Genomic DNA, 20,032 nt, shown 5'->3' with positions numbered 1-20,032 from the left:
ACCCCCGCGACGCGGCGTCACCACGCTCCCCCGGGACTCACGAGGCTCTTGGGACTGACGGGACACATGCGACCGACGCGGGCCTCACTGGGTGCTGCGCGGCACCGCCGAGACCTCGGGGACCGAGTACCGCGTCGAGGCCGCCGGACCGCCTCCGCCGCGCGATGTGTCGACGCCCGTCGTGGCGGGCGGCGGCACCCGGTCCTGGCGGTTGCCCGAGGCCCCTCGGTAGACGGCGGTGAACGCGAGGGCGACCATCCCGATGCCCATCACCACGGCGAGAATCCAGGCGACGGGCCGGTGCCAGCGGGCGCTGCCGCGGTAGGGGCGCAGGGCGCCGCCGTGGCGTCCGTAGGGGCCGAAGTCGCCGTGCGGATCGTCCGGGTCGTACGCGGCGCCGTACGGCCGTCGGTCGCCGTACTCACCCTCCGGGCCGAAGCCGTCCTCGTAGCGGTCGTCGTCGGACGAGCCTCCGTAGGACCGCGCACGGGCCGCCTCGGCGTCGGCGCGCGCCTGCGCGGCGGCCAGCAGCCGCTCGACGGCGGTCGGTTCATGGACGGGTGCGGACCGGATGAAGTCCTCGTCGAACACCACGGAGGCGAAGTCCTCGTCCGCGCCTCCGCGGTCGTCGTCGGGCTCCCAGCCGTCCGGGAACGGCTTGCCCCCCACGTCGTCCGGCACCATCTCAGAGTAGACCGGGGAGGGCGTTTTCGGCAGAGACAGCGGAGATTCCCCCGGATTCCCCCACCCCACTACCGGGTGTGACCGTCACCCGTGACGATGTACTTGGTCGAGGTCAGCTCCGGCAGCCCCATCGGCCCCCGCGCGTGGAGCTTCTGCGTGGAGATGCCGATCTCGGCGCCGAAGCCGAACTGGCCGCCGTCGGTGAACCGCGTCGACACGTTGACCGCGACGGTCGTGGAGTCGACCAACTGGGTGAAGCGGCGGGCCGCCGCCTGCGAGGTGGTGACGATGGCCTCGGTGTGCCCGGAGGACCAGAGCCGGATGTGGGCGACGGCCGCGTCCAGCGAGTCGACCACGGCGGCGGCGATGTCGTACGACAGGTACTCGGTCTCCCAGTCCTCCGCGGTGGCCGCCACGACGGTGGCCTTCGTGCCGCCCGCCGCCGCCGCGAACTCCAGCACCCGCTCGTCGGCGTGCACGGTGACCCCGGCCTCGGCGAGCGCGTCCAGGGCACGCGGCAGGAACGCGGCGGCGACGTCCTGGTGGACCAGGAGCGTCTCGGCGGCGTTGCAGACGCTCGGGCGCTGCGCCTTGGAGTTGATGAGGATGTCGACCGCCATGTCGAGGTCGGTCTCGGCGTCCACGTAGACATGGCAGTTGCCGGTGCCGGTCTCGATGACGGGGACGGTGGACTCCTCGACGACCGTACGGATCAGCGAGGCGCCACCGCGCGGGATCAGCACGTCCACCAGACCGCGGGCGCGCATCAGTTCGCGTACGGAGTCGCGGTTCTCGCCGGGCACGAGCTGGACGGCGTCGGCCGGCAGCCCGGCCCCGCCGACGGCGTCGCGCAGCACGCGTACGAGCGCGGTGTTGGAGGAGTACGCGGAGGACGAGCCGCGCAGCAGTACGGCGTTGCCGGACTTCAGGCAGAGCGCCGCCGCGTCCACGGTGACATTGGGGCGGGCCTCGTAGATGATCCCGACGACGCCGAGCGGGACGCGCACCTGGCGCAGGTCGATCCCGTTGGGGAGGGTCGATCCGCGCACCACCTCGCCGACCGGATCGGGCAGCGCGGCCACGTCCCGTACGTCGGCGGCGATGGCCCGTACCCGCTCGGGCGTGAGGGTCAGCCGGTCGATGATCGCCTCGCTGGTGCCCGCTTCCCTGGCCCGCGCGACATCCTCGTCGTTCGCCTTGATGATCTCCTGCGTGCGGACCTCAAGGGCGTCGGCGATCGCCAGCAGCGCGTCGTCCTTGACCGAGCGCGGCAGTGGGGCGAGATCGGCGGCGGCGGAGCGGGCGCGGTAGGCGGTCCTGGTGACCGGGGTCAGGTTGTCGTACGGCGAGAGCGAGGTCATGCCCGCAGAGTAATGCGCGCGCTGCGGGCACTTCCCCCGTATCCCGTACTGCGAGACGGCCGCGACCTCTACGGTGTAGGGCGCGGCCCCTGCTCGCCCCGGCTCCGCCCCGGCCGTCAGAACGGGTGGACGCCCACCGGCGCCGCGGGCGGTGGGCCGTAGCCCTCCGCGATGCGCAGGTGGTAGGTCTCCCTGTCGATGACTTCGAGGCCGACGATCTCCCACGGCGGCAGCTTGGCGCTCGACCGGTGCTCCCCCCAGAGCCGCAGCGCGACGGCCGCGGCGTCGTGCAGATCCCTGGCCTCTTCCCAGTAGCGGATCTCCGCGTGGTCGTTCGCGTATCTGCTGGTCAGCAGGAACGGATGGTCGTGGGCGAGCTGTTCGAGGCCCCGTCTGACCTCGGTGAGCGGCGCCTCGGAACCCGACACGCTGAGCGTGATGTGCCAGAGCTTCGACGCCGCGCGGTCCTCCCCGCGCGACTGTGTCTTCCGGGACGTGCCCGGATCCTGTACGTCGTCGAAGGCGTCGAAGTCCGGCCCGGCTCCGACGCTGGTCAACGTCCGCTCTTCCCCCGCGGCCCTCCGGGCGTGCAAGGTGCCTCCTCCTGACCCGGGGGACCCCGCCCCCGGGCGCGTTCGTCTCACCGGCGGCCTCCTGTCGCTGCGTCGTCCTACTGCTACCCCGCCTCGTTCCCCTGAGACAAAGTTGACCAGCCCGGGACGGGGCATGGGGTGCTTTCGGTAAAGGTCCCTTCCAAAAAACCGGAGTTTCAGCCGTTTCAGGGGAAGGTCAGGGATGCAGGATGACCAGATCGTCTCTGTGTACGACCTCCCGCTCGTACGCGGGCCCCAGATCCCGTGCCAGGTCCCGGGTGGAGCGGCCGAGTAGCTGGGGAATCTCCTTGGCGTCGAAGTTGACCAGACCACGCGCGACGGCCCGGCCCGCCGTGTCCCGCAGCTCGACCGGATCCCCCGCGCTGAACTCGCCCTCGACCGCGGCGATCCCGGCCGGCAGCAGTGAGGTGCGCCGCTCGACCACGGCCCGTACGGCGCCGTCGTCGAGGGTCAGCGCGCCCTGCGGGGTGGAGGCGTGGGCGAGCCAGAGCAGCCGGCCGGCCGACCGGCGCCCGGTCCGGCCGAAGTACGTGCCGGTGTCACGTCCGGCGAGGCCGTCGCCCGCGTGTCCGGCCGACGTCAGTACGACGGGAATGCCCGCGGCGGCGGCGATCCTGGCCGCCTCGACCTTGGTGACCATCCCGCCGGTACCGAGCCCGGCCTTGCCCGCGCTGCCCATGGAGACGCCGACCAGGTCGGCGGGGCCGTCGACGCGGGCGATCCGCGCGGTGCCCGGCTTGCTGGGGTCGCCGTCGTACAGGCCGTCGACGTCCGAGAGAAGGACGAGCAGGTCGGCGCGGACGAGATGGGCGACGAGCGCGGCCAGCCGGTCGTTGTCGCCGAAGCGGATCTCGTCGGTGGCGACGGTGTCGTTCTCGTTGACGACCGGGACGATGCCCATGGTGAGCAACTGGTCCAGGGTGCGGTAGGCGTTGCGGTAGTGGGAGCGACGGCTGGTGTCGTCGGTGGTGAGCAGGATCTGGCCGACGCGCAGCCCATGGCGCGCGAAGGACGAGGCGTAGCGGGCGACGAGCAGCCCCTGCCCGACGCTGGCCGCCGCCTGCTGGCGGGCGAGGTCGCGTGGGCGGCGCGCGAGCCCGAGTGGGGCGAGACCGGCGGCGATGGCGCCGCTGGAGACCAGCACGATCTCCTTCTCGCCGCCGCCGCGGGCCTTGGCGAGTACGTCGACGAGGGCGTCGACGCGGTCGGCGTCGAGTCCGCCGGAGGCGGTGGTGAGCGAGGAGGAGCCGACCTTGACGACGATCCTGCGGGCTTCCGATACGTACTGCCTTGCCACTGTCACGCGCCCGAATCTATGCCAGCGGGTCGCGTCGGCGCGCGCTCGTTTCACGCGCTGGACAGGGCGCGAACGGAGCCCGGACAGGGTCCGGGAGGGGTGGGAGGAGCGCCGACACACCCGGCGGGAAAACCATGGGCGCCGTCAACTGCGGCTCTGCGAGCATCGGTTCGTCCCCTTCCATCCATCCGAACCAGATCCGAGCCACAGCCGATTCACATCCGATTCACATCCGATTCAGGGGGAGAGCGCATTGCCACAACGACGGATCAAACGACGGATCACAGGCCCACGCCGCGGACGAATCCTCACGATCGCCGCCGTCGCGGCACTCACGGTGAGTGTCATGACCCTCCCGGCGGCGGGCGACGCAGCAGGTCCCACGCCGCCGCCCGATCAGCGGCCCACGGGGACGGCGCAGGAGCCGGACGCCCGAAAGGCCGCCCCGCCGGAGTCGGCCGCGCGGGACTGGAGCGCGCCGGGCGGGACCACCGATCCCGGTCAGTTCGCCATGCGCAAGGGCAGCGATCTCAGCGGCCGTATCAAGGCGCTGGACGCCGCGCTGCCCAAGCAGGGCGTCCAGAACCTCCTGGCCCAGGCCAATCGGAAGGTGACGACCGGAGCCGCCTGTGCCACGGACCCGTTCGGGCGGGGTGATCGCGGCGCCCCGCTCGCCCCGGTCCGGAAGTTCTGCTGGGAGCCGGACGACGCCACCAGCACCGAGTGGATCCCGCAGGCGGTCTCGGGGGTCTCGGACGCCCAGCAGGACGAGGTGTGGGGCACGGCACGGCCGATTCTGATCGGCGCGTACGACACCGAGAATCCCGGCCGCGGCAACGGCTGTACGGCTGCCGAATCGGATGCCTGCAACGAGAAGGGCATCCGGGTCACCTTCCTCGACCCGGCGACCGACAAGTACCGCCATGTGCTGCTGGCCTGGCCGTACGTCAACAATCCCGGCAACACCTCGTTCGACGCGGTCCACGCCTCGGAGAATCCGCAGCAGAACGGGATCCACGCCGGCGGCATGGTCTGGTACGGCAACTACCTCTATGTCGCGGACACCATGAACGGCGTGCGGGTCTTCGACATGCGCTACATCATGGATCTCAACCCGGACGGCGACGCCGCGACCGACGACCCGACCGCCGACGGCCTCAAGTCGAACGTGCGGGACAAGCGCCAGGTGGGACGGCAGAACAACGTCTGGTACAGCTACGGCTACCGCTACGTGATGCCGCAGGTCGCCACCTGGATCTTCGCCGAGCCGCAGCACAACAGCCACCAGGTCACGACCTGCCAGGACCGTGGCGCGCCGAAGGCGTCGTACCTCTCGCTCGACCGATCGGCGACCCCCGACCAGCTGCTGATGGGCGAGTACTGCCGCGCCACGTCCGCACTGCCGTCGACGGGCCGGGTCAGCGCCTTCCCGCTGAACGGTGACACCGGTGAGATCGCCTCGACCGGTGGCGTCACCGACACGGCGGGCTGGGGCAACTACCTTCCCGAGGAGGGAACTCAGGGCGTCGCGCGGTACCGGGACGACTTCTTCGTCAACCAGAGCCGTAAGTACTCCAACGGCAGCATCTTCCGGGCCGGGCTGGACGCGGACAAGCGGCTGAAGGTCGTGGGCGGGGAGGTCCCGACCGCTGTCGGGCCGGAGGATCTGTACGTCGAGCACGGCAATGCGACCGGCGCCCCGCCACTGCTGTGGTCCGTCTCGGAGCACAGCGCGAACATCGCCGACGCGTCGTGTGCGCCGGGCAGTATCTCTCCCTGCGGGCGGGTGATCTACGCGCACCATCTCGGCGACGTGCTCGCGCGGCCGTAGGGCGGGGCGGACCCGCCGCACACACGCGTACGGCCCGGACGGGCTCCCGCACGGGGAGCGGTCCGGGCCGTACGGCCGTACGTGTGTCGTCGCGTCAGCGGGCGACCGGGGCCTGCGCGCCGTTCGGCTCCGTGGCGTCGGCCGCGGCGCTCTCGGCCGCCGCCTCGGGGTCGGCGGCGGGCTCGGGCTCCGGCTCCGTGCCGGGCTGCTCCTGGGCGCTGAGCCGCTGTGCCACCCCGGTGTTGCGGGCCGCGGCCTTGGCGCCCAGGGCGGCCACGGCTGCGTTGAACTGCTGGATCGACGTCGGCTCGTCGGGCCCGAGCAGATACGTCTTCAGCTCGCGCCTGGCCGACGCCAGCCGGTCGGCCGCCGGATCGGCGACCGCCGTCAGCAACTCGTCCAGTTCCGCCGCGCTGTTGGACAGGACGACCGCGGCCCGTACGGCGGTGTTCTGCCGCTTGAACTCCTCGACGCCCAGCTGTGCCGAATCGGTCACCGCGTACGGCTTGCCGCTCGCGATGAAGTCCGACACCACGCTGGAGATGTCCGAAACCATGCCGTCGGACTGGTTGAAGCAGTCGTACAGCTTGGGCTCGGCGCCCGAGACGACCTTGTGCTCCCACCAGCCGAAGGTGCGCCAGTACGTGTCGTTCCACTCGGCCCGCAGCGTCTTCGCCCGGTCCAGCCGCTCGGGGTCGGCGAGCGAGACGCGTGACTCCTCCGACTCGTCGCCGCCGGAGCGGCCGGGCGCGGTGAGCGCGGCCAGTCGGCCCTCGATACGCCTCAACTCGGCGCGTGCGGCGGCCTGTCCGGCCTGCGCGTCGGCGGCTTCCTTCGTCCAGCGGGGTTCGGCGGCGCGGGCCGCGTTCGCCGCGCCGACCATGGCGGTGATCCGGTTGTGGACGGCCTTGGCCTTCGGGTCGCGGATGCCGGTGAACGGGTGCGGCTTGTAGATGACCCGGACCGGCTTCTCGGCCTTCAGCAGCTTCTTGACGATGTTCTCGCCGGCCAGCAGGAGTGAGGTGTTGCCGGGGTTGTCGTCCCAGCCCTCCCAGGTGGGGGCGTACAGGATCGTCGGTACGGGGTGTCCCGGCGCGCCCGAGCCGGTCCTGATGGGGGCGAGTTGCGGGCGGCCCACCTCGACGATGTCGTCGTCGCGGACGCCGACGTCGGCCAGCGCGTACCGGTCGCGGCCGGCCCGCCCGGCCGTCCACACCTCGTCGTACACCTTGCTGAACGGGTTGACGCTGGCGATCTTGTCGCTGTCGCCGTGGCCGATGAAGACGTGCTTCATGGTCGGCACGCGCAGCAGGTGGATGTTCTTGCCGACGTTGGCCGCGTAGAGCGCGACCTGGACCGACGACAGGTCGAGGTTCATCAGGTGCGTGCCGCCGGGGACACAGAGCACCGGCAGCCACGTCGGGGCGAGTTGGGTCATGATGGCCCGCTCGCGCATGATGACCAGCGGCCGGCCCTCGGACTGCTCCAGGGTCTCCAGCCACATGTTGACCTGGTACGCCGACTCCTTGGAACCGGAGAAGTACAGGACCACCGAAGGCTGGTACTCCCGCAGCCAGTTGTCGACGGCGCCGAGGACGGCGGGCGCCGTCGGCACGTGGCGGCTGCGGCGCAGGTAGGGCACGAGCAGCAGGATGTAGATCGCGCCGAGGACGAGCGTGATGCCGAGGCCCGCGTAGCCGTACGCGTCGGTGCCGGTCTGGGCGGCGACGAGCAGGCCGGCCATCGCGAACACGTCGAGGTGCAGCATCTTCTCGGCGGAGCGGTTGACCAGGTAGTTCGGCGGGGCGTCCGGGATGCGCAGGGCGTGCAGGTCCACGTTGCGGGCGACGACCGGCATGCTGCGGCGCAGCCGGATCAGGGTCGCCAGCGCGCCCTGGGGTGCCTGGATGCCGTAGAAGAGCAGGAAACCGGCGACCGCCGCGTAGAACAGGGGCTGTTCGGCCAGGTCCATCCGGGCCAGGAGCAGCACGAGCAGCAACTGGCGTACCAGGAAGCGGATCGACAGACCGGCCCGGACCTTGTTGAGCCGGTTGATCAGATAGCTGTTCCGCTGATGCAGGAATCGGTCCGCACCGTAGGTCACGGCGCAGGCCGCCGCGAAGAACCAGAGGTTCGGGATCAGCGCGGCGAGCATGACGCACGGGTATCCCAGCCCCATCAGGGCTGCCGCGGCCAGCTCGGCTCGGCTGCCCACGCGGGCCAGGCGAATGGCGGTCGAAATCACGAAACCTGCTCCAGGAGAGGGTGCCGGTTATTTCATGGTTGGCGGGAATTGTGAAGCCGGAGCTTCACGCACACGGGCCTCTGCAATTCGCCGAATGGCGACCGCAAAGGCCCGTAAATGCAAACTTGTCGAGAATTATTACACATCTTCCTGACGGTCAAGAACCGAGGCGAGCGCCTGCTCGAATCCCGAGCCCGCGGCGGAGGCCTCCCGGGTCGGGTCCTGCTGCCGTACGTCGATCACATGACCGGTCAGTTCGGACAGCAGAACGTCGAGCGACGTGCGGGCCACCGCCTCGGAGGAGAGCAGCGAACCGGCGGGCTCGACACCGAACGCCTTGGTGCGCATCGGGGTCGCGGTGCGTTCCGGATTGACGCAATTCACCCGGATGCCGTCCCCCGCCCATTCGTCCGAGAGGGCCTGGGTGAGATTCACCATGGCCGCCTTGGTCGACGAATAGAGGCTGTATTCGGCGCGACCGCGAGTGTAGCTGCTCGATGTGTAGAGGAGCAGCTGGCCCTTGGTCTCGGCCAGATACTTGTACGAGGCGCGGGCGATCTGGACGGGCGCGAGGTAATTGACGTTCAGCGCTTCCTGAATCGTCGTGTTGTCCGTCTCGGCCAGCTTGCCGATACGCAGCACGCCCGCCGTGTTGATCACGTAGTCGATCCGGCCGGTCGCGGAGTACGCCTTCGACAGCGCGTCGTCCACGTGCTCCGGGTTCTCGACATGGGTGCCGGTGGTGGAGCGGCCCAGCGCGTACACCTTCGCGCCGTACTGCTCGGCGAGCGAGGCGATGTCGGCGCCGATGCCGTACGAACCGCCGAAGACGACCAGGGTCTTGCCGGACAGCAACTCGCGGTAGGCCGCTTCGTCCGCCTGGACGGGGGCGGCGGTGGAGGCGAGCTGGAACAGCTTGTCGGCGATGAAGACGTCGACCGGCTGGGTCACCTTCATGTTGTACTCGTCGCCCGCGACCACGTAGATCGGCACGTCGGGCAGATAGCGCAGGACCACCGAACAGTCGTCGGTGGCCTGGAAGTTGGGGTCGCCCGCCGCGATCTCGTACGCCTTGCGGATCGTGGAGAGCTTGAACGCCTGCGGCGTCTGGCCGCGCCGCAGCCGGGAGCGGTCGGGGACCTCGGTGATGAACTCGCCGTCACCGCCGTGGGTGCGGGTCACGATGATGGTGTCGGCGGAGGGGATGGCGACGTCGACGGCCTGATAGCGGTCGAGCGCGTCGACACAGTCCTTGATGACACGCTGTGACAGCAGCGGACGGACGGCGTCGTGGAACAGGACGTTGCGGTCCTCACCGTCGGCGAGGCCCTCGCCCAGTGCCGAAATGGCGCGCTCGGTGGTCTCGTTGCGGGTCTGGCCGCCCTCGATGACCTTCGTGACCTTGGTGAGACCGGCCTTGGCGACGATCTTCTCCACGTCGGGCACGAAACCCGGTGCCATCAGCACGATCACGTCGTCGATCGAGTCGGACTGCTCGAAGATCGACAGCGTGTGCTCGATGACAGCCTTCCCCGCGATCTTCAGCAGCTGCTTGGGGATCGACAGGCCCACGCGCTGGCCGGTACCGCCGGCGAGCACGACGGCCGTGGTACGGGGATGGGCTGCATGCGGCACAGACACAGAACGACCTACCTTGAGATGAGTGGGGGACGCTGTGATGGTCGCACTCTCCGTGACCGTCTCGCAAGGCGGACGCCGGATGCCCCTCACTCACAGGAAACCATCTGTTCACCCTCTGGCCAGCCACATTGGGCCCGCATCCGGCCAAGTACGGCGTGACCGACGCCACATCGGCCCGCCGACCGGGCAGGTACCTCCACCGGACCTCTACTTCGCGTCCGCTATTTCCCGGCCGCGAAGTAAGTTCCACGTAAGCGAAATCCCCTGCTCGTCAGGGGGTTTCCGGGTTTGCCGGGGCACCGCGCTACTTCAGCGGTGCGTCCGCCACGTTGACGATGAGGTCGTTGGTCCCCATGTACATGATCCGTACCCGCACCCACTGGGCCGGCCGGCTCCTCAGTTTACGGACCACTCTGCGCAACGGTCCCCACGGTCGGCTCTTGCGCACCTCCGTGACCGGGTACTCGTAGATCGGCCGCTTCTCCACGACGTCGTCGAGCACCCGCGCGACCTTCACCGGCGCGGCGTCCGGGGCGTACTTGAGCAGCAGGTCCCACGACTCCGACCTGGCGATCTGGCGTCCGGCCGGTCCCGATACGGGGAAGGTGAAGCGGAATCCGCGCTCCCCCTGCCGGGTGCCCGCGTACGTCAACTCCTCGGCGGGCTTGCCCCGTCGGCGTACCACCAGCGAGGGCTGCCGGTCCATCGTGCCGGCGCCGTACAGCTCGCCCGCGAGCGTGATGCGCTTGCCGTCGACACGGATGTCACCGGCCTCCGCGTGGATCGGCCGGACCCAGGAGCGCAGCGCGAGCTGCTTGTGGGGCCGGGTGGCGTACGGCACGAGATTGTGGACGGGCTCGCCGTCCCGCGCCCGTTCGCACGCGCTCATCGCGCCGCGCTGGTCGACGGAGCGGGCCGCGAGCCGTACCCGCCGTCCGGATTCCGGGAGTTCGGCGTAGCACTCCCAGACACCCTCGGCGAAGGCGGCGTCCGCCGCAATCGTGACCGTGCCGTTGCCGGACAGCGGGAAGACATGCTCCTGCGTACGGACGTCGGCGCGCACACAGACCAGCTTCAGGCCGTCGTGGACGACCGCGGCGGCCTGCGGGGCGACGAGGGAGACGGTCAGCGCGCCACCGGGCTCGACCACACAGTCGGCGACCGGCGCGAAGTCGCCCACGGCCACGCGCTGGGCGGCGACGGTCCGCAGCTCGCCGAAGAGTTCCTCGTACTTCTTGGCGATCTGGCCGGGGTCGAACCGCGCGGCGTTGCGTACGGCCGCCGCGCTCATCCGGCGGCGCAGCGGCTCGTCGTCGATGAGGGTGAGCAGCGCCCGCGCGACGGCGTCGGGGTCCGCCACGGGGACCAACAGGCCGTCCACACCGGGCTGGAGGATTTCCCGGGGGCCGTAGTCGCAGTCGCTGCTGACGACGGGCAGGCCGCAGCGCATGGCCTCCACGAGGGTCATCCCGAAGGACTCGTGGCGCGAGGTGGACGCGGCGATGGCGCCCTTCGCCCACTCCGGCTCGATGGGTGAGACCGAGCCCATGAGACGCACGCTGTTGTAGAGGCCCAGCGTGTCGATCTGCTTACGGAGGTTCTCCTTCTCCGGGCCGCCGCCGTAGATCCGCAGATCCCACTCCGGGCGGACGGCGACGACCTTGGCGAAGGCGTCGACAAGCACGCTGTACTGCTTCTCGGAGGACAGCCGCCCGGCGGCGACGATGGTGGTGCCGGAGCCCGTGGACGGCTGGATCGGCGGCTCGGGCACGCTGTTGGGGACGGCGAGCACGCGGGTCGCGGGCAGCGGCATCCGCTCGCGGTAGACGGCGGCGTCGCCCTCGGAGACGGTGACGTAGGCGTCGAGCGCGTCGATGTGCTGGTACATCTCGTTCCGCAGCGCGGGCTTGTGGTGGTTGTACGTCATGTGCTCCTGGCCGATGAGCACGGCGCTCGCCGGGGCGAACTGGGCGACGTACGCGGCGAGTCCGGGCCGGGTCCCGATGACGACGTCGGCGTCCGAGCCCGCGTAGTGGTCCCTGACTCGTTCGTCGGTGAGCTTGCTGTACTCGCGGTAGCGCGCCTCGTACCGCGGGAAGTGCTCGGCGGGCTGGAGATGGAGCGGGTGGTCCTTCTCGTACGCCGGGGAGTCCTTCCAGGTGTGGATGAGCGGCACGAGTGTGATGCGGGGATCGACGTCGAAGAGCGGGACGGGCCGGTGCCGGAAGACCGACACGATCTCCACCTCGTGCTGGTCGGCGAACGCCTCCGCGAGATTCACCGTGGTGCGGATGGTGCCGCCGATGCCATAGATGGTGTGGATGAGGAAGGAGATCTTCATCAACGCTCCGTTCGGTGTGCGGAATCCCCTGGGCGGTCACTCCCAAGTTCCCCTTCAGGTCCGGACGGGTTCACGCGGCGCCCGACCGCCCCTCGAACGCAAGACGGGCGAGGGCGGCCGTCGGTTGTGCGAGCACTTGAAAAGAAACCGTATGAGCCAGTATTCCGCCCATATCGCTCCATACTCGTAGATGCCTTTCGGCCAACCCGGCGCGTCGCCCGGTGCGCGCACGACGAAGGCCGCGGTCCGCTCCTGATGGAGCGGGCCGCGGCCTTGGCGATCGAAGCCGTTGCGTTACATAATCGAGCCGTCACCACTCGAAATCGACGGTTACGGACCCGAACCGGAACCGAACGCGAGTCGGGACCCAGCCGGACGGCGTCCCACCGGGGCCGAACCGGAACCGCTAGAACGGCTTGAAATCGTCGTACTCCTTGTCCGAGTCGTCCCTTTCCGCGTCCCGGTCCTTGCGCCGAATCGCCGCCGGGCGCGGCACCTCCAGCCGGTGGTCCTCGCCACGCCGGCCGAGCATCTCGGCGCCGGCCAGCACGGTCGGCTCCCAGTCGAAGACGACCGCGTCGTCCTCGGGGCCGATCGCGACGCCGTCGCCGGAGCGGGCACCGGCCTTCATCAGTTCACCCTCGACACCGAGCCGGCTGAGCCGGTCCGCGAGATAGCCGACCGCCTCGTCGTTGCTGAAGTCGGTCTGCCGCACCCAGCGTTCGGGCTTCTCACCGCGTACGCGGTAGAGGCCGTCCTCCTCCAGCGCGACGGTGAAGCCCGAGTCGTCCACCGCCTTCGGCCGGATGACGACCCTGGTCGCCTCCTCCACGGGCTTCGCAGCGCGCTGGGCGGAGATGATCTCGGCGAGCGCGAAGGACAGCTCCTTGAGGCCGGTACGGGCCACGGCGGACACCTCGTACACCCGCAGTCCGCGCGCCTCCAGCTCGGGACGGATCATCTCGGCGAGGTCCAGGCCGTCCGGGATGTCGATCTTGTTGAGGACCGCGATGCGCGGGCGGTCGTCGAGACCGCCGTACTGCTTCAGCTCCTCCTCGATCGTGTCGAGGTCGGAGATCGGGTCGCGCTCGGACTCCAGCGTGGCGGTGTCCAGGATGTGCACGAGGACCGAGCAGCGCTCCACATGGCGCAGGAACTCCAGGCCGAGGCCGCGGCCCTGGCTGGCACCCGGGATCAGGCCGGGGACGTCCGCGATGGTGTAGACGGTCGAACCCGCGGTGACGACGCCCAGGTTGGGGACGAGCGTCGTGAACGGGTAGTCGGCGATCTTCGGCTTGGCCGCGGAGAGCACGGAGATCAGCGACGACTTGCCGGCGCTCGGGTAGCCGACGAGCGCGACGTCGGCGACGGTCTTGAGCTCCAGGACGATGTCGCCGGAGCGGCCGGGCTCGCCGAGGAGCGCGAAGCCGGGGGCCTTGCGGCGGGCGGAGGCGAGAGCGGCGTTGCCGAGACCGCCGCGGCCGCCCTCGGCGGCGACGTAGGTGGTGCCCTGGCCGACGAGGTCGGCGATCACGTTGCCCCGCTTGTCGAGGACGACCGTGCCGTCGGGGACGGGCAGGACGAGATCCTGGCCGTCCTTGCCGGAGCGGTTGCCGCCCTCGCCGGGCCTGCCGTTGGTGGCCTTGCGGTGCGGCGAGTGGTGGTACTCCAGGAGCGTCGTCACCGCCTGGTCCACGACCAGGATGACATCGCCGCCACGGCCGCCCGTGCCGCCGTCGGGGCCGCCGAGCGGCTTGAACTTCTCACGGTGAACGGAGGCGCAGCCGTGGCCTCCGCTACCCGCGGCGACATGCAGCTCGACGCGGTCCACGAAGGTGGTCATGGTGTTGCCTCCAGTACAGACGGAAAGTCTTGCCTTCACACATCTCGTGTCAACCGGTTCAACAAGCGAAGGGCGGACCCGCTTCCCCTTACGGGAAGTGAGGTCCGCCCTCGCGAGAAACCGATCGAAATCGCTCTACGGGTACCGAATTACTCGGCGACCGGAACGATGTTCACGACCTTGCGGCCACGGTGGGTGCCGAACTCGACCGCCCCGGGGGCGAGCGCGAACAGCGTGTCGTCGCCACCACGGCCCACACCCGAACCGGGGTGGAAGTGGGTGCCACGCTGGCGGACAAGGATCTCACCGGCGAGCACGACCTGACCGCCGAAGCGCTTCACGCCGAGCCGCTGAGCGTTGGAGTCGCGCCCGTTACGGGTGGACGATGCGCCCTTCTTGTGTGCCATGTCTCCTCAGTCCCTTACTTCTTCGCGGCCGCGGGAATAGCGGTGACCTTGATCGCCGTGTACTGCTGGCGGTGACCCTGGCGACGGCGGTAACCGGTCTTGTTCTTGTAGCGAAGGATGTCGATCTTCGCGCCCTTGTGGTGGTCCACGACCTCGGCGGTGACCTTGATGCCGTCCAGGACCCACGGGTCGCTGGTCACGGCGTCGCCGTCGACCACGAGCAGGGTCGAGAGCTCGACCGTGTCGCCAACCTTGGCAGTGGGAATCTTGTCAACCTCAACGATGTCGTCAACAGCAACCTTGTGCTGACGACCACCGCTGCGCACGATGGCGTACACGCGGATCTCACTCTCGCTCGGAACGGGACTCCTGAAGCCAGCCGCTCACGGGACCCGGGGGCCCCGCTGCATCCGGATTGGACGAGCGGCCTCCGCCGACGGCGTCGAGGACAGCCACCGGAAGGTGAGGTGCTCAGGAGTTGGCGCGCACAGAAACACGCCGACGGTCAAGAGTACGGGGCGGCTGGGCGGGGGGTCAAACCAGGTGGGGGCGGCCGGGCCGGCGGGGCATCGACCGTCAGCGGAGTGGGCCATCGGCAAGGCGCGGAACTCCTTCAGTCTTTGTGGAAGTCCAGATCCTCGTCAACCATGTCGGGGTCCCTGAGATGAAGCACGAGATCACCCGGGTCTTTGTAAGCATAAAATCCACTCTCCGAAGCACCTTCGGCACCGCAGGCTCCGGCGGGAAATTCAAGCGACACCCACGGGCTCCCGCCACCGCGAGGAGGCTGCACACGCCATTTTCCGGCGAGACTCACCGCCTCGTTTCCCTCGATGAAAACCTGCCCACACGTGACGTCGGAGAGTTCCACCGCGCCATCCCTCGAGAACACGGCAAGACCGCCACCGCCGCCACGCCATGTCCCGACGACCGCCTCCTGATTCAGCTTTCTCGACCCGTCGTCGCCTCCGGCAGCGGCGCAGCCCGAAACAGCGAAAAGGAGCAAGAAGAGACCGGACAGTACAATCCGGCGATCCCGCCTAACGGAAATCAACTCGTTCGGTCCATGAGATCTTTATGGCGGTAGGGCGTTGGCCGTTCGGGAATGCCTTCTGCGCCGCGTTGAAGGCCATGCTCAATGCGAGGTTCGAGCTGCCATCCTTGTACCCGCCTCCGCTGGGGCTCCTCATCCCCGATTCGCGAGTCATGTTGTTTGTGAGCGTGAACTGCACATTGGCACTCTTTCTGTCACGTTTGACAGAGGTCAATTTCGCGGTCAGGTTGTAGGAGCCGAGAACTGCGGCGGACTGATTGAAGCTGCGCCCCCCGTCTTCTTCGCTGCTCCACTTCCCTCCGGTCGCCATACCGAAAGCGTCCTCCAGCATCTGGACATATTTTTTCACCTGTCCCAGATCGGAGAGTTTGCGATCGTATCTGGCTGAGTCACCGACCGCCATTCCCTTCATGTCCTCACCGAGCATCTCCCGTACCTGATCGAGCCACCGCTGTCGTTTCACTTCCTCGGTGAACTCATCTCCCTCGCCGAACGCCCAGGTATCAGGCGCGTTTCCCAGCATCCAAGCCGCGAGGACCACATAGGAATCAACGGTTTTCGCGTAGGTCTGCACGCCCTGCCGATACGAGCTCTTGTGAAGTTGGCAGAGAGCACTACAGCTCAGCCCACCGGAACCTCCGGTGCCATCACTCCCACCGGCGGAGCTACCGCCGTTGCAACCACCACAGCCACCGGAACTCCCGTGTGAGCCATTGCCATTGGAATCACTCGGGATCCACGTCTCCCACTCGGGCTCCTCCGGAGTTCCGACGTTACATGGGCCGGATCCGCCGCAGGCCCCGTCGGGGCGAAGCCCACTCGGGTCACTGAGAGAGACCGGGTTGTTGTTGCCGTACGTGTAGCCGTGCGTCTGTTGCGGGTCCGCCAGGTCGAGGATCGGGTCGACGCTGATGAAGCGGCCGATCGACGGGTCGTACTCGCGGGCGCCCAGATGCGTCAGGTCCGTCGTCTTGTCGATCGTGCCGCCGACGAAGCCCTTGTCGCCCGCCCAGTTCGTGGGCTGTGTCCCGCGCGGGGCGCCGAAGATCGTCGTCTTGCGGCGGGTGACCGCCTGGGCCGTGTCCGCCGTGATCTGGGTGGTCGCCGTGCCGTGGTGGTCGCTGAGCAGGAACGTCAGCTTGCCGGCCGTACGCATCGCGACCGTCTGCTCGCCCGCCGTGTAGTAGCGGGTGCCGGTGACCTTGCCGGTCTTGTCCAGGAGGAGTTCGTTGCCGCCGGGGAGGTAGAGGGTGGTGCCCGTCGCGTCGCGGCGGATCATGCGGGCGCCGGCCGTGTCGTAAACGTACGACGTGGTGTCCGTGACCTTCGTGACCGAGCCCAGGTGGCCCTCGTCGTCCCAGACGAAGGTCTGCTTGTCCGCGTTGCCGATCTTGCGGGTCTCCGTGTTGCCCGCCGCGTCGTACGTGTATGTCTCCGTACGCGGCGCCGTACCCGTCTGGGTCACCGACGGGAGGTTGTGCCTGCCCGCCGCGGGGGCGGCGTACGTGCGGGTCGTGTCGGCGGCCGGGCCCGAGGCCGTCGTGTGCTGGGTCTCGGTCTTGCGGTTGCCGACCGCGTCGTACGCGTACGTGCTCCAGTACGCGTCCGGCCCGCCGACCACGGCGGCCGAGGGGGCGGCGGCGCACGTCGTGCCCGTGTTCGTCCACGCCTCGGTGATGCGGCGCAACGCGTCGAGGGCGAAGCACTGCGTGTCCGTCGTACGGGTCGCGTCCTGGCCGTACGCGGTGGCGATCTGCTTGATGTTGCCGGCGGGGTCGTACGTGTACGCCGTGTCCTCGACGCGCCGCGGCGCGACCTCACGGTCGATGTAGGTGCGCTTCAGCTCGCTCGTGTGCTCGTCGTACTCGCTCGCCACCGAGATCGACTGGGCGAATCCGCCCATCTTCTGGATGATCGGGCGGCCGTAGTGGTCGTAGGTGCTGTCCGAGACCAGCGAGTCCGCTCCGGCGCCGACCGTGTCGAGCAGGCCGTGGACCGGCGTGTAGGTGTTGGCGATCCGCTCCGCCGGCAGCCCGCCCATCGCCGGCTGCTCGGTGCGGGCCACCTGCCCGCTGATGGGGTTGTAGCCGGTGGTCCACTTGTAGGTGCCCGCCAGCGCGCCCTCGTTCGCCGGGATCGTCATCTGCGTGAGGATCGGCTGGTAGAAGGCGTCGTACGAGGTGACCGCGGTCTCGTAGGCGTTGGCGCCGACGTAGCGCGTGGTCTTCGCGGTCTGGCCCTTGCCCCGGGACGCGGTGTCGTACGTCCACGTCGCGAGCGTGCTCGTGCCCTTCTTGAGCGCCGTCTGCCGCCCGAGGTCGTCGTAGTCGGTGTGCAGGCTGATGCCGCGTGCGTCCTTTGTGTCCGTGGCGCGGTCGCCCTTGTCGTACGTCGTGGTCGAACTGCCCTTGTCCGGGTCGCTGTTGGTGGTCTGGCGGCCCCGGATGTCGTAGCCGTACGTCCACTTGGCGCCGGAGGGGTCCGTGACCTCGGCGAGGCGGCCCTTCTTGTCGTGCGCGTAGGCGGTGGTCTGCGAGGCCGTGCGCGCCGCGTCCGTGTACTGCTTCAGCTCCGTCGTACGGCCCCGCGCGTCGACCACCGTCGTCGTCGCCGTCGCGCCCTTCGGCGGCACGACCGTGGTGGTGTCGCCCGTGTACGACGTCGTGGTGCGCTTGGTCTCGTCCGTGAACTTCTTGGAGACGACGGCGGTCGGGCGCCCCGCGCCGTCGAAAAGAGTCTCCGTGTGGGCCGGGTACTTCGTCTCCTGGCCGGTGACCAGGACGGGCTCGGCGGGCCCGTCCGCGTAGTACGTCCCCGAGGAGCGGTCCGCGAGGCCACGCGTGTCGTGGAAGGTCTCGGTGATCAGCCGGCCCGCGCGGTCCGGCGACTCCTCCTGCGTCTGTCTCGGCCGCAGCAGCCCGTCGTAGAAGGCGTAGCTGGTCGCGTACTTGGCATCGTGCGTGAGGTTGGTGGTGGTGACGACGTTGACGTTGTCACGGCGGATCAGATACGCGAACGAGTAGTTCGGGGAGTCGGGATTGGTCGCCGCCGGGCGGTTGGGCAGCCATGTCTTGGTGACGCGCCCGAGCGGGTCGTAGGCGCTGGTGGTGACGCGGTCGTTCGCGTCGGTGACCGTCAGGGCCTGGGCGCGCAGCGGGTCCAGGGTGGTGGTGACGGTGTGGCCGAGCGCGTTCGTGACGGCGACGCTGGTGGGCACCTCACCGGTCGCGGGCGTGTGGACGGTGCTGGTGACCTTGCCGTACGCGTCGGCCTCCGCCAACTGGCGGCCGTAACCGTCGAAGCACAGCTCGTTCTTCGCCGTCCCGCAGACGCTGGGGGTGGACGACACGGTGTCGTATCCGTCGCCCTTGCCGTTGACGCGCTCCGTCTTGGTGAGATTGCCCTTCGTGGGGGCGGCGCCCAACGCGAGTGAGTCGTAGTACGTGCGTACGTCGTCGATCACGTCGTCCGGGCGGCTGACGGTCGCTCCGCAGGCGGCGGCCACGGTCTCCGAGCGCGACACCTTGTCCAGCACCCGGGTGGTGGTGTTGCGCGCGTATGTGGTGGTGGTGCACTGCTCGTCGCCGGTCTTGGCCGTGTCGCCGAGCTCGGAGACGCTGGTGACCATGCCGTACGCGTCGAAGTCGCGCGTGGTCCGTACGGTGCGCGTGCCGCCCGCGACGGTGGTGCGGGTCTCCTCCGCCTGCGTCCCGGTGAGATACGCCTCCAGGTCCGGCAGCCCGGTGCGGGCGCGGGTGGCGGTCTTCGCCGAGCGCCATGGGGTGTACGACACCGCGCTGACGAGCGCACCGCCGTCCCCGTTGTAGGTGGCGCTCTCGCGCTGCACCCCGGCGTACTGCTCCCGGTCGGTGACGGCGGTGCCCGCGGAGTTCTTCACCTCGGCGCCGTCCATGCCGCGGAAGTAGCGCGCCTCGCTCAGCAACCGGGTGTCGGCTCCGGCGCCCTTGCGGGTCTGCACCCGCTCGTAACCGCGCGAGAGGGAGTAGGCGCGGTCGGCGGCCTTGGTGAACTCGTCGGTGCTCTTGGCCCATTCGGCGCCTCCGAGGTAGTCGTACTCGGTGACGGTGTCCGGCGTCGCGGCCAGGTTGTCGCCCTCGAAGACCCGCTGCACGACGTAGGAGTTGAACCAGTCCTGCTTGGCGGTGTCGCCTTCGAAGGCCCACTTGACCGGGTAGCAGCGCGTGCTGTTGGAGTCGTCGGTCGGCGGCAGGTTCGTGGCGGTGCAGTCGGGGTCCCGGTAGTCGACGGCTATGGTGCCGCCGGACTCGGTGGTGATCTGGTAGAGCCGCAGGCGGATGAACGGGGCCAGGCCGTCGCCGAGTTTGTCGACGCGGTTGGGCTTCTGCTGACCGGCGAAGGTCACGGCGGGCAGCGCGCTGCTGCCGCCCGCCTTGCCGGTGCGGGTGATGGACTCCAGCCACATCGGGGTGGAGATGCCGTCACCGGCCGCGGGGAAGCCCTGCTTCAGTGACCAGGAGTCGACGTCGCTGTACGCGCCGCCGGTCAGCACCTTGGTGGTGATGGTGGTCAGGCGCTTCTTGGACCAGAAGGTGGGCGAGTACTTGTCCTTGCACTCGGCGTCGTCCTTGCAGTGCTGGTCGAAGGGGACGTCGGGCCAGTTCTTGGCGTGCGACTCGTCGAACGTGCCGCAGTCGGCGAGGCACCGCTCCTCCACGCCGAAGTGGACCTGACC

13 protein-coding genes are annotated in these 20,032 nt (G+C 69.3%); 1 reads left to right on the top strand and 12 read right to left on the bottom strand.

The window, feature by feature from the left end:
• Positions 1 to 84 precede the first annotated feature (84 nt).
• From OG700_RS27725 to proB, 4 genes are all read right to left on the bottom strand, one after another.
• On the bottom strand, positions 85 to 681 hold the full coding sequence (locus OG700_RS27725) for a hypothetical protein (protein WP_405618157.1): 597 nt from the start codon (positions 679 to 681) through the stop codon (positions 85 to 87).
• Positions 682 to 752: 71 nt separating this feature from the next.
• Positions 753 to 2,045 (bottom strand): glutamate-5-semialdehyde dehydrogenase, encoded by a 1,293-nt coding sequence (locus OG700_RS27720; RefSeq protein ID WP_405618155.1) that lies wholly within the window; start codon positions 2,043 to 2,045, stop codon positions 753 to 755.
• 116 nt (positions 2,046 to 2,161) lie between these two features.
• On the bottom strand, positions 2,162 to 2,689 hold the full coding sequence (locus OG700_RS27715) for a hypothetical protein (RefSeq protein WP_405618153.1): 528 nt from the start codon (positions 2,687 to 2,689) through the stop codon (positions 2,162 to 2,164).
• A 145-nt stretch (positions 2,690 to 2,834) separates the two neighbouring features.
• A complete protein-coding gene (proB, locus tag OG700_RS27710; protein ID WP_405618151.1) occupies positions 2,835 to 3,962 on the bottom strand; it encodes a glutamate 5-kinase in 1,128 nt (375 codons plus the stop codon).
• A gap of 340 nt (positions 3,963 to 4,302) precedes the next feature.
• Here proB and OG700_RS27705 point away from each other — a divergent pair, with 340 nt between their 5' ends.
• Complete coding sequence (locus OG700_RS27705; protein ID WP_405618149.1) at positions 4,303 to 5,787, top strand: hypothetical protein; 1,485 nt, start codon at positions 4,303 to 4,305, stop codon at positions 5,785 to 5,787.
• 94 nt (positions 5,788 to 5,881) lie between these two features.
• On the opposite strand, the gene OG700_RS27700 is transcribed toward OG700_RS27705, so the two are convergent.
• From OG700_RS27700 to OG700_RS27665, 8 genes are all read right to left on the bottom strand, one after another.
• A complete protein-coding gene (locus OG700_RS27700; RefSeq protein WP_405618147.1) occupies positions 5,882 to 8,032 on the bottom strand; it encodes a hypothetical protein in 2,151 nt (716 codons plus the stop codon).
• Positions 8,033 to 8,170: 138 nt separating this feature from the next.
• Positions 8,171 to 9,673, bottom strand: a complete 1,503-nt coding sequence (locus OG700_RS27695) for an SDR family NAD(P)-dependent oxidoreductase (RefSeq protein WP_405618145.1) — start codon at positions 9,671 to 9,673, stop codon at positions 8,171 to 8,173.
• 304 nt (positions 9,674 to 9,977) lie between these two features.
• Positions 9,978 to 12,014 carry a glycosyltransferase family 4 protein gene (locus OG700_RS27690; RefSeq protein WP_405618143.1) on the bottom strand — a complete coding sequence of 679 codons (2,037 nt, stop codon included), beginning with the start codon at positions 12,012 to 12,014 and terminating at the stop codon, positions 9,978 to 9,980.
• A 406-nt stretch (positions 12,015 to 12,420) separates the two neighbouring features.
• Entirely contained in the window at positions 12,421 to 13,857 is a 1,437-nt protein-coding gene (obgE, locus tag OG700_RS27685) for a GTPase ObgE (protein ID WP_405618141.1), read from the bottom strand.
• Between the two features lie 149 nt (positions 13,858 to 14,006).
• Positions 14,007 to 14,264 carry a 50S ribosomal protein L27 gene (gene rpmA / locus OG700_RS27680; protein ID WP_405618139.1) on the bottom strand — a complete coding sequence of 86 codons (258 nt, stop codon included), beginning with the start codon at positions 14,262 to 14,264 and terminating at the stop codon, positions 14,007 to 14,009.
• A 14-nt stretch (positions 14,265 to 14,278) separates the two neighbouring features.
• A complete protein-coding gene (rplU, locus tag OG700_RS27675) occupies positions 14,279 to 14,602 on the bottom strand; it encodes a 50S ribosomal protein L21 (protein ID WP_147873018.1) in 324 nt (107 codons plus the stop codon).
• Positions 14,603 to 14,877: 275 nt separating this feature from the next.
• Positions 14,878 to 15,135, bottom strand: a complete 258-nt coding sequence (locus OG700_RS27670) for a hypothetical protein (RefSeq protein WP_405618137.1) — start codon at positions 15,133 to 15,135, stop codon at positions 14,878 to 14,880.
• A gap of 169 nt (positions 15,136 to 15,304) precedes the next feature.
• Positions 15,305 to 20,014: an RHS repeat domain-containing protein gene (locus OG700_RS27665; RefSeq protein WP_405618134.1), complete on the bottom strand. Its 4,710-nt coding sequence runs from the start codon at positions 20,012 to 20,014 to the stop codon at positions 15,305 to 15,307.
• Positions 20,015 to 20,032 lie beyond the last annotated feature (18 nt).

Origin of the sequence: Streptomyces sp. NBC_01508 (genome assembly GCF_045040315.1) — a bacterium.
GTDB lineage: Bacteria > Actinomycetota > Actinomycetes > Streptomycetales > Streptomycetaceae > Streptomyces.
Note: the sequence above shows the minus strand (reverse complement) of the source record. Positions and strands in the feature narration are given on the sequence as shown.

Bases quoted from the DNA above. Each gene is read 5' to 3' on its own strand.
- OG700_RS27690 (WP_405618143.1), bottom strand. From the start codon at position 12,014: ATGAAGATCTCCTTCCTCATCCACACCATCTATGGCATCGGCGGCACC.
- OG700_RS27720 (WP_405618155.1), bottom strand. From the start codon at position 2,045: ATGACCTCGCTCTCGCCGTACGACAACCTGACCCCGGTCACCAGGACC.
- OG700_RS27705 (WP_405618149.1), top strand. From the start codon at position 4,303: ATGACCCTCCCGGCGGCGGGCGACGCAGCAGGTCCCACGCCGCCGCCC.
- obgE (WP_405618141.1), bottom strand. From the start codon at position 13,857: ATGACCACCTTCGTGGACCGCGTCGAGCTGCATGTCGCCGCGGGTAGC.
- rpmA (WP_405618139.1), bottom strand. From the start codon at position 14,264: ATGGCACACAAGAAGGGCGCATCGTCCACCCGTAACGGGCGCGACTCC.